This is a genomic window from Demequina sediminis (genome assembly GCF_030296675.1).
Classification (GTDB): Bacteria; Actinomycetota; Actinomycetes; order Actinomycetales; family Demequinaceae; genus Demequina; species Demequina sediminis.
In genome coordinates this window covers 1,076,272-1,089,273 of record NZ_AP027736.1, presented here as the reverse complement: position 1 = coordinate 1,089,273, position 13,002 = coordinate 1,076,272, and the positions used below count along the sequence as shown (strand labels likewise).

Annotated in this window: 12 protein-coding genes; 8 read left to right on the top strand and 4 right to left on the bottom strand. The window is 71.9% G+C overall.

The window, feature by feature from the left end; translation table 11 throughout:
- Nucleotides 1-24: 24 nt before the first annotated feature.
- The 4 genes from QUE44_RS05565 to QUE44_RS05550 all read right to left on the bottom strand — a co-directional run bounded on the left by QUE44_RS05565 (nucleotide 25) and on the right by QUE44_RS05550 (nucleotide 4,414).
- Nucleotides 25-1,395: a transglutaminase family protein gene (locus tag QUE44_RS05565; RefSeq protein ID WP_286216688.1), complete on the bottom strand. Its 1,371-nt coding sequence runs from the start codon at nucleotides 1,393-1,395 to the stop codon at nucleotides 25-27.
- Nucleotides 1,392-1,922 carry a transglutaminaseTgpA domain-containing protein gene (locus tag QUE44_RS05560; protein WP_286216339.1) on the bottom strand — a complete coding sequence of 177 codons (531 nt, stop codon included), beginning with the start codon at nucleotides 1,920-1,922 and terminating at the stop codon, nucleotides 1,392-1,394. Before QUE44_RS05560 ends, QUE44_RS05565 begins: the two co-directional genes overlap by 4 nt.
- Before the next feature lie 243 nt (nucleotides 1,923-2,165).
- On the bottom strand, nucleotides 2,166-3,422 hold the full coding sequence (locus tag QUE44_RS05555) for a DUF58 domain-containing protein (protein WP_286216338.1): 1,257 nt from the start codon (nucleotides 3,420-3,422) through the stop codon (nucleotides 2,166-2,168).
- A complete protein-coding gene (locus QUE44_RS05550) occupies nucleotides 3,419-4,414 on the bottom strand; it encodes an AAA family ATPase (RefSeq protein ID WP_286216337.1) in 996 nt (331 codons plus the stop codon). The genes QUE44_RS05555 and QUE44_RS05550 overlap by 4 nt, the downstream gene beginning before the upstream one ends.
- Nucleotides 4,415-4,615: 201 nt before the next feature.
- On the opposite strand from QUE44_RS05550, the gene mraZ reads away from it, so the two are divergent.
- The 8 genes from mraZ to QUE44_RS14010 all read left to right on the top strand — a co-directional run bounded on the left by mraZ (nucleotide 4,616) and on the right by QUE44_RS14010 (nucleotide 13,002).
- On the top strand, nucleotides 4,616-5,083 hold the full coding sequence (gene mraZ / locus QUE44_RS05545) for a division/cell wall cluster transcriptional repressor MraZ (protein ID WP_286216336.1): 468 nt from the start codon (nucleotides 4,616-4,618) through the stop codon (nucleotides 5,081-5,083).
- 122 nt (nucleotides 5,084-5,205) lie between these two features.
- Nucleotides 5,206-6,201, top strand: a complete 996-nt coding sequence (gene rsmH / locus QUE44_RS05540) for a 16S rRNA (cytosine(1402)-N(4))-methyltransferase RsmH (protein ID WP_286216335.1) — start codon at nucleotides 5,206-5,208, stop codon at nucleotides 6,199-6,201.
- A complete protein-coding gene (gene ftsL, locus QUE44_RS05535) occupies nucleotides 6,198-6,608 on the top strand; it encodes a cell division protein FtsL (RefSeq protein ID WP_286216334.1) in 411 nt (136 codons plus the stop codon). Before rsmH ends, ftsL begins: the two co-directional genes overlap by 4 nt.
- Before the next feature lie 5 nt (nucleotides 6,609-6,613).
- A complete protein-coding gene (locus QUE44_RS05530) occupies nucleotides 6,614-8,404 on the top strand; it encodes a peptidoglycan D,D-transpeptidase FtsI family protein (RefSeq protein ID WP_286216332.1) in 1,791 nt (596 codons plus the stop codon).
- Between the two features lie 2 nt (nucleotides 8,405-8,406).
- Nucleotides 8,407-9,948 (top strand): UDP-N-acetylmuramoyl-L-alanyl-D-glutamate--2,6-diaminopimelate ligase, encoded by a 1,542-nt coding sequence (locus QUE44_RS05525; RefSeq protein ID WP_286216331.1) that lies wholly within the window; start codon nucleotides 8,407-8,409, stop codon nucleotides 9,946-9,948.
- The gene (locus tag QUE44_RS05520) at nucleotides 9,945-11,303 is read left to right on the top strand and encodes a UDP-N-acetylmuramoyl-tripeptide--D-alanyl-D-alanine ligase (protein ID WP_286216330.1); all 1,359 of its coding nucleotides are present in this window, start codon (nucleotides 9,945-9,947) and stop codon (nucleotides 11,301-11,303) included. Before QUE44_RS05525 ends, QUE44_RS05520 begins: the two co-directional genes overlap by 4 nt.
- Nucleotides 11,300-12,385, top strand: coding sequence for a phospho-N-acetylmuramoyl-pentapeptide-transferase (gene mraY, locus QUE44_RS05515; protein WP_286216328.1), 1,086 nt, complete (start codon nucleotides 11,300-11,302; stop codon nucleotides 12,383-12,385). Before QUE44_RS05520 ends, mraY begins: the two co-directional genes overlap by 4 nt.
- Nucleotides 12,367-13,002, top strand: a complete 636-nt coding sequence (locus QUE44_RS14010) for a Mur ligase family protein (RefSeq protein WP_350226900.1) — start codon at nucleotides 12,367-12,369, stop codon at nucleotides 13,000-13,002. Before mraY ends, QUE44_RS14010 begins: the two co-directional genes overlap by 19 nt.

Sequence of the window (13,002 nt, the reverse complement as noted above, 5' to 3'; positions counted from 1 at the left end):
CAGAGCGGCCTTGAGGCGAACGCCCTACTTTCGCGTCCCGGCTGCCCGCTCCGCCTCGCGCGCCGCCGTCGACACGACATCGACCCACGCGCGCAGCGGGGCATCGGCGCCATTCTCGCCCCGTGGCGCGTACCGCTGACGCTCGACCGCCACGCGCAGCAGGCCGAGCGCCTCGCGAGCCTCGGCGCCTAGCTCGGGCCCGCCGTCGAGGATCGCGCGCTCGGTCTCGGCGGGAGTGAGGGCGTCGTCTCCCGCGCGTGCTCCGAGTCTCGTGCGCAGAAGCGCCCACGCGTCCTCCGCGTCCCGGACGGGTCCGGCGCCGGATCGTCGTCGCGCCCACCCGACCGCGACCGCCGCGAGGACGAGCGCACCTGTCCCGACCGCGAGCCACGGGAATCCGCCCTCGTCAGCGGGGGTCGGCGTGGGGGAGGCCGTGGGCGCGGTCGTCGGCAGGACCGGTTCGGGCGCGGTCGTGGGCCGTGCGGTGTCGCGCACGTCGGGAACGACGGGCTCGGGAGCCTCCGCCGGCTCGGCGTACGGCGGTCGCGCTCCCGTCTGCACGGAGGGCGTGGGCTCGAAGCGCACCCAGCCGTGGCCGGGGAAGTACAGTTCCGGCCACGCATGCGCGTCGCGCCCGCGCACCACGTACTCGCCGGGAACGTTCTCGCTTCCTCCCAGGAAGCCGACCGCGAGTCGCGCGGGGATGTCGAGCGTGCGCGCCATGACGGTCATCGCCGTCGCGAACTGGACGCAGTATCCCCGTCGCGTCTCGAGGAACGTCGTCACGGCATCGTCGCCCGACGGCGAGACCTGCGTGTCGTACACGAAGCCCGGCCCGCGCAGGTACTCCTGCAGCGCGAGGGCCGACTCGTAGCGGTCCGTCGCGCTGGCCGTCAAGGCCGTCGCCACCGTGCGGAGTCCTTCGACGTCGATGCCATCCGGTAGTTCCCTGTAGCGGGCAGGGACCGCCTCGTCGCCTCCCGCCGCGATGAGTTCCTCGGCGGCGCGCAGGGCCTCCTCGGAGTGGAAGTCCGTCGATTGCCGCACCGAGTACTGCAGTCCGCGTGTGCCCGAGGGGGAGTCCGACACCACCTCGTCCGTCGAGCGGTCGTAGACCCAGCCTGCCGCCGCGGTGATCGACCGCGGCGCCGCGGGGATGGGCAGGCGGGACTCGCTGAGGTCCGTGGTGCTGATCGTGAGGAAGCTCGACTCGCCCTCGATCCAGCCGTCAAAGGGCTCGGGCCACAGCACGCCTGTCGCGGGCACGGTCTCTCCGCCGCTCTCGCGGTCCCATCGGTTGCCGTCAAACGTGTCGAAGGAGTACGCGCGGAGCACGTCCACGCGCCCTCCCGTCGAGGTGTAGCTGAGCACGGGGGACGTCGAGCGACCGTTCAGTGACTCGCGCAGGTCGATGTCGAGGTCGAGTCGCGAGGCGCCGCCGAGCGAGTCGGGGAGCGCAATGCGGGGGCGGCACCCCAGCCGGGTCCGCCCACGGCGAGCGGCGCCGTGATCGACGCGAGCAGCAGCGTCGCGGCTACCGCGGCCGCGGCTGCGGGTGCCGCGGGCGCGCCCGCGCGGTCACGGGATCGCCACGGTCCCGCGTCGATCCGCCGGGACAGGGCGACGACCCCGAGCCACGCCGCGAGGGCGCCGAGCAGCGCGAGGGTGGGGATGCGGCGCTCGAGCGTGAGAGCGGGCAGCCACGGCACCACCAGGAGGAAGCCGGCCGATGCGGCGAATCCCGCGCCGACCGCGACGGCGTCCACCAGCAGGAAGAGCGCGAGCGCCCCCGCGGTGATCGCGGCGGCGAGCGCGGGGAGACCTCGGCGGGAGCGACGGTGTCGGCCGCGTAGCGCACGGCCTCCGCCGCGACCGCGCGAACGCCCTCGAGCGCCGAGGGGTGGGGATCCAGGTGCGACCACCCTCGGGGCCGGGCACGAAGGCAACCATCAGCAGCCACGCTCCGCAGACGAGCCCCACGACGGTGGGCAGGAACGGCCGCCCGGTCGCTGCACGCGCAATGACAACGATCGCGGCCGTGGCACCGAGCACAGCCGCAAGCGAGGACAGCCACGACCCGAACACCACGAGGCCCGAGAGCCCGCCCAGGCCGAGCGCCACCGCGAGGGCCACGAGCGGGGTGGCGATGAGGCGCCACGGCGCGTTCATGCGGCGGCCTCCGCGAGCAGGCGTGCCCACGCGGATTCGATCGGCTCGGGCTCGAGAGTGTGGATCGCGTGCCACCCGGCGGCACGGAGCTGTTCCACGGTGCGTTCCGCCCTCGCGCGCGCGGCGAGCGAGGAGCGCACCATCGCCCACGCGCGGCCGCCCTCGCCCAGGCGCGCGAGCGCGGTGACGGCCGTGCTCCCCGCCGGTTCCATCACCGCGACGACCACGTCGCGGTGACCGGGATCAATCCGTGCCGCGCCGGCCACCAGGAGGCGGTCCGACTCGGTGGTGCTGGCGGGCGCCTGGAGATCCACGGTCGAGTCGAGCAGCCGCACGCGCGCGCCGTCGGCGGCGCGGCCAAAGGCGTCCAGTGTGCCGCTCTCCTGTGCGCCGGCGATGAGGCGAACGGGGTGGCCCGCCTCGATGACGGACAGCGCGACCGACGCGGCGGCGGAGATGGCCCACTCGAGCGCGCCGCGGGAGGGTGGCAGCGCCAGGAGGACCGTCGCGGTCGTGCGCCCCTGTTGCTCCTCGGAGCGCACGACCAAGGTCCCGCGGCGCGCCGACGACGCCCAGTGGACCCGTCGGAGGTCGTCACCGTCGCGGTAGTCGCGCAGCGAGGCGTCGTCCGCGGCAGGGGTGCGGGCGCCCGCATGGGCGCGATCCGCCGAGCCCATGAGCTCTCCCGCGCTCGCGGCAAGGTCGACGACCCGGGGCCAGACCGTGACCTGGCGCGCCTCGCCCAGCGCCCGGTCGCTCCACGCGAGTCCGAACGGATCCGCGGAACGGGCCAGCGCGGGCCCGAGCAGCCACCGCCCTCGGCGCACGGGCGACAGCGCGTAGCGCAACTCGATCGCGCGTGGGCGGCGAGAGATCACGGCGCGCGTCGCGTCGCCGCCGGTGAGTTCCGCGGCCGCCTGCTCGCGCAGCCGCAGGGAACGAGCGAGCCCGCCGCCCAGTCCCACGCTCACGGTCACCTCGCCCGCCGTTCCCGCGCTGAGGGTGCCGGGCACGACCTCGCGGGTCACCGCGGTGACCCGGCGCCGCAGCGCGAGAGCGTGCAGCGCGATCCACGCCGCGGACACCCCGACGGCGGCGAGGGCAGTCGCGCCGATCAGGACGAGCGGAGCCGACGCGAAGCCGATCCCGACAGCGAGGAGGGCCACGCCGGCGGCGATCAGGCCGATCCCGCGGGGCGACACCGTGGTCTCGGCCCCGTGATGGGGGCCGTCGACCTCGCCGCGTGCCGTCATCCTCGGCGCAGGGGCTCGGGCTCGCGTGCCGTCGGGACGGCGACCTGGCTCACGACGTCGGCGACGATCTGCTCGGCGCTGCGTCCCGCCGCCCGTGCCTGGGCCGCGGGGATGACCCGGTGCGCGAGGACGGGGACGGCGAGCGACTTGACGTCGTCGGGCAGGACGTGGTCCCGCCCCAGCATCGCGGCGCGTGCCTTGCACGCGGCGAGCAGCTGAAGCGAGGCGCGAGGTGAGGCTCCCAGCCGCAGGTCGGCGCTGGCGCGGGTGCCACGCACCACCGCGACGATGTACTGCTTTACTGCGGTGGAAGCGTACACGCGGCGCACCACGGAGATCGCGCGGGTGAGTGCGGCGGCGCTGGTGACGGGCACCACGTCTCCGAGGGGGTCGTGCCCGTCGTGGGACTCGAGCATCGCGAGCTCGTCGGCACCCGACGGATAGCCGACCGCGATGCGTGTCATGAAGCGGTCACGCTGCGCCTCGGGCAACGGGTAGGTGCCCTCCATGTCGACCGGGTTCTGCGTGGCCACCACGAGGAAGGGGGCGGGCAGCGCCCGCGTCGCCCCGTCGACGGTCACGGAGCGCTCCTGCATCGACTCGAGTAGCGCGGCCTGGGTCTTCGGCGACGCGCGGTTGATCTCGTCCGCGACCACGATGTTCGCGAACACGGGTCCGGGGCGGAACTCGAAGGAGTGGTCGTCCGCGCGGTAGATGCTCACGCCCGTGACGTCAGAGGGCAGCAGGTCGGGCGTGAATTGGATGCGTCCCACGCTCGCGTCGACCGCCCTGCCCAACGCGCGAGCCAGGGTGGTCTTGCCGACCCCCGGCACGTCCTCGAGGAGCAGGTGGCCCTCCGCGAGCACCGTCGCGAGCGTGGCGTCGATTGCGTCGTCGAGTCCGGACAGGACCGTGTCGAGCTGAGCGCGCACGCGCCGGGCGAGGTCGGCCACCTCCGCGAGTTCCTCGGTGGTCGGGACGGTCATCGTCATGGGTACCCCTCTTCCCTTGGTCCGAGCCTAGTTGACGCATGACGCTCCGGGATCGGCCAAATCCCTCCACCGCATCGTCGCGTCTTTGCCTGGGGATATATCCATATCTGCGCCACATTTCGCCCCGGAACCGAGATTTGTGGAGCAAAGTGGAGTAAAGTGGGGACATCGGGAGAGGCCGGGAGCCGGAGGGGAGGGCCGATGTCGGACACCGCGACGCTCGGGCTGGGCCCGACCGGCGTCTTCCTCGGCACCTTCACGCCGCGTCTCGACGACAAGGGCCGCCTGATCCTGCCCGCGAAGTTCCGCGGCAGGCTCGCCTCGGGACTCGTCGCGACGCGAGGACTCGACCGTTGCGTGTTCCTCTTCCCGCTCGACGAGTTCGCGCACATCCACGACCGGCTGCGCCGGGCCCCGCTCGAGAACAAGGCCGCGCGCGACTACCTGCGCAGCTTCCTGGGGCACGCGAGCGACGACATCCCCGACAAGCAGGGACGGATCCTCTTGTCGCAGCCCCTGCGCCGTTACGCGGGGCTCGAGCGCGAGGTCGCCGTGGTCGGCATGGGTTCCCGGGTCGAGGTGTGGGACGCCCAGAAGTGGGAGGACTACCTCGAGGCGGGCGAGGACGCCTACGCGGAGACCGCCGCAGAGATTTTCGACGACATGTAGGGGCTCGTGCCTCGTGGCCTCCTCCCGGATCGCTCTGGCGGACTTCCCCCGCCAGAGGAACTCGGAGGGAGACCACGAGGCACGAGCAGGACGGGCAATCACTCACGGGAGGGGAGGGGCACATGGACCAGGAACGCGACGCCGCATCGCGGCACACGCCGGTGATGCTGGAGCGCTGTGTCGACCTGCTCGCCCCCGCCCTCGCCGCACCCGGCTCGGTCGCGATCGACGGCACCCTCGGCATGGGCGGTCACACCGAGGCGATCCTCGAGCGCTGCCCCGAGGCGCGCGTGGTCGGAATCGACCGCGACCCGCAGGCGATCGCCCTCGCGTCGGCGCGGCTCGCACGGTTCGGCGATAGGTTCGTGGCGCACCACGCGGAGTACGACGACATCGAGGGTGCGCTCGCGGCCGCCGGCGCCGACCGGGCCCACGGCATCCTGCTCGACCTCGGCGTGAGTTCGCTGCAGATCGACGATGCCGAGCGCGGCTTCTCGTATGCGCAGGACGCGCCGCTCGACATGAGGATGAACCCGGCCGATCCGGTCTCGGCGGCCGACCTCCTGCGAGACGCCGACGAGCGCGAGCTCACGCGCATCCTGCGCGACTACGGCGAGGAGCGCTTCGCCTCCAAGATCGCCCGTTCGATTGTGCGGCGTCGCGAGACCGAGCCGTTCGAGCGCTCGGAGCAGCTCGTCGATCTGGTGCGCGCGTGCATTCCCGCCGCGACGCGTACGCCGGGGGCAGGCAATCCGGCCAAGCGCACGTTCCAGGGCCTCAGGATCGCGGTCAACCGCGAGCTCGAGGTGCTCGAGCGAGCGATTCCCGCGGCGATCGAGGGGATCGGGGTGGGGGGCCGCGTGGTCGTCATGTCGTATCACTCCCTCGAGGACAGGATCGTCAAGCGCGCCTTCGCCGCCGGCGCCGAGTCTCAGGCCCCTCCCGGACTGCCGGTCGTGCCGGACGAGGACCTTCCCTATCTGCGCCTCCTCACCCGGGGAGCGGAAAAGGCCTCGGCCGAGGAGGCCGAGCGCAACCCCCGATCCAAGCCCGTCCGCCTCCGCGCGGTCGAGCGCCTCCGTCCCACCCCGCCTCAGCGACTCAGGAGGAACCCGTGAGCGCCGCACCCCTGCGCCAGCCGCGTCCCGCCGTGCACCCCCGCACCGCGCCGAGCGCGCGCCCCGAGACGGGGACCCGCACTCACCTGCGCGCCGTCCAGGCGCCCGAGCGTGGCCGGTCGCTGCTGCCCTTCGCCACGCTGTGCGTCGCGATCGTGATCGGCGCGCTGTCGGCCGTGCTGCTGCTCAACACCTCGATGACCGAGGGCGCGTACGAGCGCCGCGACCTCAAGATCGAGATCGCCGCCCTCCACAAGGAGAGCGCGGCGTACCTCGAGACCCTCGAGACCAACGCGGCCCCCGCGAGCCTTGCCGCCCGCGCCGAGGAGCTCGGCATGGCTCCCGCGACGGCGCTCGGCTTCGTGTCACTATCGGACGGAATCGTCCTCGAGACCGGAAAGAAGTAGACCGCATGGCCACTCCCCGCGCTCCGCGCCTCGCGGATCCGCGGCTGCGTCAGCGCGTCATCTCGCTGGTGTTGCTCGCGGTGCTGCTGGTCTTCGCCGGACGCCTGGTCCTCATCCAGGGGGTCCGCTCCTCGGTGCTGTCCTCCGAGGCGCTGTCGCAGCGGCTCGTCACTCAAGAGGTGAGCGTGCCGCGCGCGGACATCGTCGATCGCAACGGGACGGTGCTCGCGACCTCGGTGCAGCGCTACAACGTGGGCGTCAACCAGGTCAAGATCGCTGACTTCGTCCGCACGGAGGACGGCGTGGTGCTCGCGGAGGGCCCCGCGGGTGCGGCAGAGATTCTCGCGCCCATCCTGGGAATCGACGCGGCGGAGCTGGGCGCGAAGATGGTCGGCGACAGCACGTTCGTCTACCTCGCGAAGGACATCACCCCCGAGACCTGGGACCTCATCGCGGCGGAGAAGATTCCCGGCATCGAGCCGGAGGCGGTCGAGAAGCGCCTGTACCCGAACGGCAACCTCGCGGGCAACGTCGTGGGATTCATGGGAGGCAAGGAGGACGCGCCCGGAGTGTGGGGACTCACCGGCGTCGAGGCCGCGTACGAGGAGCAGCTGCTGGGGACTCCCGGCACCATGACGTACGAGCGGGACGGGTCGGGTGGCTACCTCATTCCCACCGGGGTGCGCGAGGAGACCGCCGCGGTGCCCGGTGACGACGTGGTGCTCACCCTCGACCGCGACATCCAGTTCTATGTGCAGGGCCGTGTTGAGGAGGCGCTCGCGCAGACCGGCGCGAGCCACGCCACGGTCGTGGTCGAGGACACCACCACGGGCGAGATCTTGGCGCTCGTGGACTCCGGCAGCGTCGACCCCAATGATCCCGGCGCGACCGATGCCGCCAATCGCGGCGCGAAGTCCGTGTCGACCGTCTTCGAGCCGGGCTCGACCGCCAAGGTCATCACGATGGCCGCCGCCCTCGAGGAGGGCGTCGCGACCCCCACGAGCGAGTTCATCGCGCCGTATCGGTACACGACCGACAACGACCAGACGTTCCAGGACTCGCACGAGCACGAGGACCTCAAGCTCACGCTCACGGGCGTGCTCGCCGAGTCCTCGAACACGGGCACGGTTCAGGTGGGCGAGCTGCTCAGCTCGGAGCAGCGCTGGCAGTACCTCGATGCCTTCGGCTTCGGCAAGCGCACGGACGTGGGGCTGCTCGCCGAGTCGCCCGGCATCCTGCACGACGCCGAGGACTGGGACGGCCGCACCAAGTGGGCCGTGACCTACGGCCAGGGCGTCTCCGTGACCGCGGTTCAGGCGACGCAGGTCTTCGCGACTATCGCGAACGGCGGGGTGCGCCTGCAGCCGACCGTCGTGAAGGGCTTCCGCAAGGACGACGGCACCTTCGTCGAGCGCGAGGTCGACGAGCCCGAGCGGGTGGTCTCCGAGAAGACGGCCACGCAGCTGATGACGATGCTCGAGGACGTCACCCAGGAAGGCGGCACCGGAGTGCTCGCCAAGATCGACGGCTACCGCGTCGCGGGCAAGACGGGTACCGCGCAGGCGACCGGTCCCGACGGCAAGCTGAGCTCGATCGTCGCGTCGTTCATCGGCATCGCCCCGGCCGACGACCCGCGTATCGTCGTGTCTGTCATCCTGTACGACCCGCAGACGGAAATCTGGGGTGGTACCACGGCCGCGCCCGTGTTCAAGGATGTGGCAACCTTTGCGTTGCAGTCGCTGCGGGTGCCTCCGTCGACGACGGAGCCCACGCTGTACCCGACCACCTGGGAGTGAGAATGCCGGACTTCGCGATGCGCCCCAGCCGCGTCGCAGGCGCCCTGCTGAGCGCCATCGAGGCGCGCGCCGGCGCGGACCTGCACGGAGCGGACGTCACGGTGACGGGCGCGACGGTCGACTCCCGGGCGGTCGAGCCCGGCGACCTCTTCTGCGCGCTGCCGGGCGAGAACGCGCACGGCGCCCGCTTCGCGGCCCAGGCCGCGCAGCGCGGTGCGGCCGCGATCCTCACGGACCGTGCGGGCGCCGCCGAGGCGCGCGCGACCGGGTTGCCCGTGCTGGTCGCGACGCACCCGCGGCGCACCGCCGCGCTGGCGGCAGCGGAGATCTACGGAGATCCCTCTCGCGACGTCGCGCTGATCGGCATCACGGGCACCAATGGCAAGACCACCACGTCCTTCCTGGTCGAGGGCGCGCTGCGGACCACCCACGCGTCGGTGGGCCTGCTGGGAACGGTCGAGATGAGGATCGGCGACAGCGCCACCCCGGCATCGCGCACCACGACGGAGGCGCCGATGCTGCAGGGCCTCCTCGCGCGCATGAGGGAAGAGGGCGTGACGGCCGCGGTGGCCGAGGCGTCCTCGCAGGCGATCGCGCTCGACCGCGTGACCGGAACGCGCTTCCGCACCGTGCTGTTCACGAACCTGTCGTATGAACACCTCGACTTCCACCACACCATGGAGGAGTACTTCGAGGAGAAGGCGCGCATCTTCACGCCGGAGTTCGCGGATCGCGCGGTGGTGCTCGTCGACGACGAGTGGGGCCAGCGGCTCGTGGGGGAGTCCACGGTGCCGGTGGAGACGGTCGCGACCCGTCCCGGGTCTCCGCGCGCGGACTGGGCCGCAGTCGACGCGCGACCCGCGGACCGCGGCGGGATGACGTTCGTGCTCGTGGCGCCGGACGGCTCGCGCCACGACGCCGAGGTGCGCCTGCCCGGCCTCATCAACGTCTCCAACGCCGCGGGCGCGATCGTGGCGGCCCACGCCACGGGGGTGCCGCTCGCCGACGCGATCGCTGGCGTGGCATCGGCCCGGCCCGTGCCGGGACGCACCGAGGTCGTGACGGCGCGCGACGAGTCCACTCCCATGACGGTCGTGGACTACGCGCATACGCCCGACGGCATCGCGAGCGTGCTCGACGCGATGCGCCTGGTCACCCCGGGCAGGATCATCATCGTGTTCGGCTGCGACGGGCTCCGGGATGACTCCAAGCGGCCGGGTCTGGGCAGCGCGGCGGCGACGCATGCCGACGTCGTGATCGTCACGGACGAGAACCCGCGCACCGAGCCGCCCGAGCACATCCGCGCGCGCATCCTCGAGGGCGTCGACGCGACGCGCGAGGGCCGCACGGACGTGTTCGAGATCAGCCCCCGCTCCGCTGCCGTCGAGGCCGCGGTGCGGATGGCGGGTCCGCTCGACACCATCATCGCCACCGGCAAGGGGCACGAGACCACTCAGGAGATCGACGGCGTGCACTATCCCTACACGGACGCTGGCGCGTTCCTCGAGGCCCTCGCCGCCGTCCACGAGGAGCGCGGCGCGTGAGGCCGGTCACGGCTCAATGGGTCGCGAATGCGGCGGGCGGGACGCTCGCCGCCGACGTGGACACCTTGGTCGAGGGCGTCGACAAGGACTCGCGCGACGTGCGTCCAGGCTGGCTGTACGCCGCCTTCGTGGGGGAGCGGTCCGACGGCCACGACTTCGTGCCGCAGGCGCTCGCCAACGGGGCCTCGTTGTGCCTCGTGTCGCGCCCCGTCGACGGCCCCCACGTGCTCGTCGGCGACGTCACGGCGGCGCTCGGCGCACTCGCGCGGGCGTATCTGGCGCTGCTGCGGACCGAGGGCGACCTCACCGTCATCGGGATCACCGGCTCGAATGGCAAGACCACGACGAAGGACCTGCTGGCACAGGTGTTGCCCGACGTGGTCGCGCCGGTCGGCTCATTCAACAACGAGATCGGCCTGCCGCTCACGGTCCTGCGTGCCGACTCCTCGACCCGCCACCTCGTGCTCGAGATGGGGGCGAGCGGTCTCGGCCACATCGCGTACCTCACCTCGATCGCCCCTCTCGACGTCGCGGTGGCGCTCACCGTGGGCACCGCCCACATGGGCGAGTACGCCTCGCCCGACGACGTCGCGGTGGCCAAGAGCGAGATCGTGCGCGGGCTCGTGCCCGGCGGCGTCGCGGTCCTCAACGCGGACGATGCCAGGGTCGCCGGGATGGCGAGACTGGCCGAGCGCGTGGTGACCTTTGGCGTGTCGACCGGCGACCACCGCGCCGTCGGGCTCACGACCGAGCGTGGCCGTGCCTCGTTCGCGATCGGCGACCTCCCGCGGCGCACCCTCACGCTCGTGGGCGAGCACCACGTCACCAACGCTCTGGCCGCCTTCGCGGTGGCCGTCGAGTGTGGAGTCGACGGTGCCGCGGCGTGGGAGGCGATCGCGGCGGCGCGACCGCTGTCCGCACACCGCATGGCGCTCACGGAGCGCGCCGACGGCGTCACGATCATCGACGACGCGTACAACGCGTCGATCGAATCCGTGAGGGCCGCCCTGCGCGCCCTCAAGCTCGTCGCCGACGGCGGCCGCACTGTCGCCGTGCTGGGCGAGATCCGCGAGCTGGGAGACGCCTCGGCGACCATCCACTCGGAGATCGGCACGGACGTCGTGCGCCTGCGCATCGACCACACGATCATCGTGGGAGACGGCGCGCGGCCCGCGTATGTGGCGGCCGTGAGGGAGGGTTCGTGGGGTGACGAGGCGGCCTTCGTCGCTACAATCGGCGAGGCGCGAGAGCTCCTCGATCGCATGCTGCGGCCGGGGGACACCGTGCTCGTCAAGGCCTCGCACGGCTCCGGCCTGTGGGAGCTCGCCGATCAGCTCGTGGGAGGAACCGCATGAAGGGCGTCGTGTTCGCGGGAGGCCTCGGAGTCCTCCTGTCGCTGCTCGCGACGCCGCTCTTCATCCGCTATCTGACGCGGCGCCAGTTCGGCCAGTTCATCCGTCAAGACGGCCCCGCGAGCCACCACGTCAAGCGCGGTACCCCGACCATGGGCGGCGTGATCATCATCGTCGCCGCGGTGGTGGGCTGGCTGGGAGGCAACCTCATCGTGGGACGCGCGCCCAGCGCATCGTCCCTGCTGGTGGTCTACCTCATGGTGGGACTGGGCGTCGTGGGATTCCTCGACGACGCGATCAAGATCTCGCGCGAGCGCTCGCTGGGACTGAGCGCGCGCTGGAAGTTCCTGGGCCAGGGGATCGTGGGTGTCTCGTTCGGCATCCTCGCGCTGCAGTTCGAGGATGCCAGGGGAGTCACGCCGGCCTCGACCGCGATCTCGTTCCTGCGCGACACTCAGCTGGATCTCGCGATCTGGGGCCCCACGATCGCGCTCATCCTCTTCGTCATCTGGTCGAACTTTCTCATCACCGCGTGGTCAAACGCGGTCAACCTCACCGACGGACTCGATGGTCTTGCCTCGGGAACCGCGGTGATCTTCTTTGGCGCGTATGTGCTGATCCTCATCTGGCAGGTGAACCAGCGCTGCGGAGTGCCGGGGGCTGGCTCGCTCTGCTACGAGGTGCGCGACCCGTGGGACCTGTCGATCCTCGCGGCGGCGATCGCGGGCGCGAGCCTGGGCTTCCTGTGGTGGAACGCGTCGCCTGCGCGCATCTTCATGGGCGACACCGGTTCGCTCGCGCTCGGCGGCGCGATCGCGGGCATGACCATCCTGTCGCGCACCGAGGTGCTCGGCGTCGTGGTCGGTGGGCTGTTCGTGCTCGTCGTCGCGAGCTCCGTGTTGCAGATCGGGTGGTTCAAGATCTCGGGCGGTAAACGCCTGTTCAAGATGGCGCCACTGCATCATCACTTCGAGCTCATGGGGTGGGGCGAGGTCACGATCGTCACGCGCTTCTGGATCATCGCCGCGATGTTCACCGGTCTCGGCGTGGGGCTGTTCTACGCGGAGTGGGTGGCCTCCCTGTGACGCTCGCGGGCAAGCGGGTCCTGGTGCTCGGGACAGGGATCGCAGGCACCGCCGCGGCCGAGGTCACGCGCGAGCTGGGTGGCACGGCGGTGACCGTGGACGCCAACGGTTCGGCCGACCACCTGGACGTGAGCGAGCTCGAGCTCGAGGCCTTCGACCTCGTGATGGCCTCTCCCGGCTTCGCGCCGCACTCCGAGGCGGTGCGTGCATGCGAGGCCGCCGGTCTCGAGATCTGGTCCGAGATGGAGTTCGCGTGGCGTGTGCGCCGACCGGGCATCCCCTGGGTCATGGTGACGGGCACCAACGGCAAGACCACCACGACCCAGATGGTCGGGGCGATCGCCGCGGCAGGCGGGCTCGACGTGCGCGTGTGCGGCAACATGGGGATTCCCGTCATTCACGCGGCGCGCGAGGAGTGCGACCTGGTCGCCGTCGAGATCGCGAGCCTCCAGCTGCACTTCGCGCACACCATCTCGCCGCACGCGGCCGTCTGCCTCAACGCCGACGACGACCACACCGACTGGCACGGCAGCCTCGAGGCCTATCGCGCCGACAAGGCGAAGGTCTATCAGCACGTGCGCGTCGCGTGTGTATCCCGCGGCCGATCGCCTGGTTGA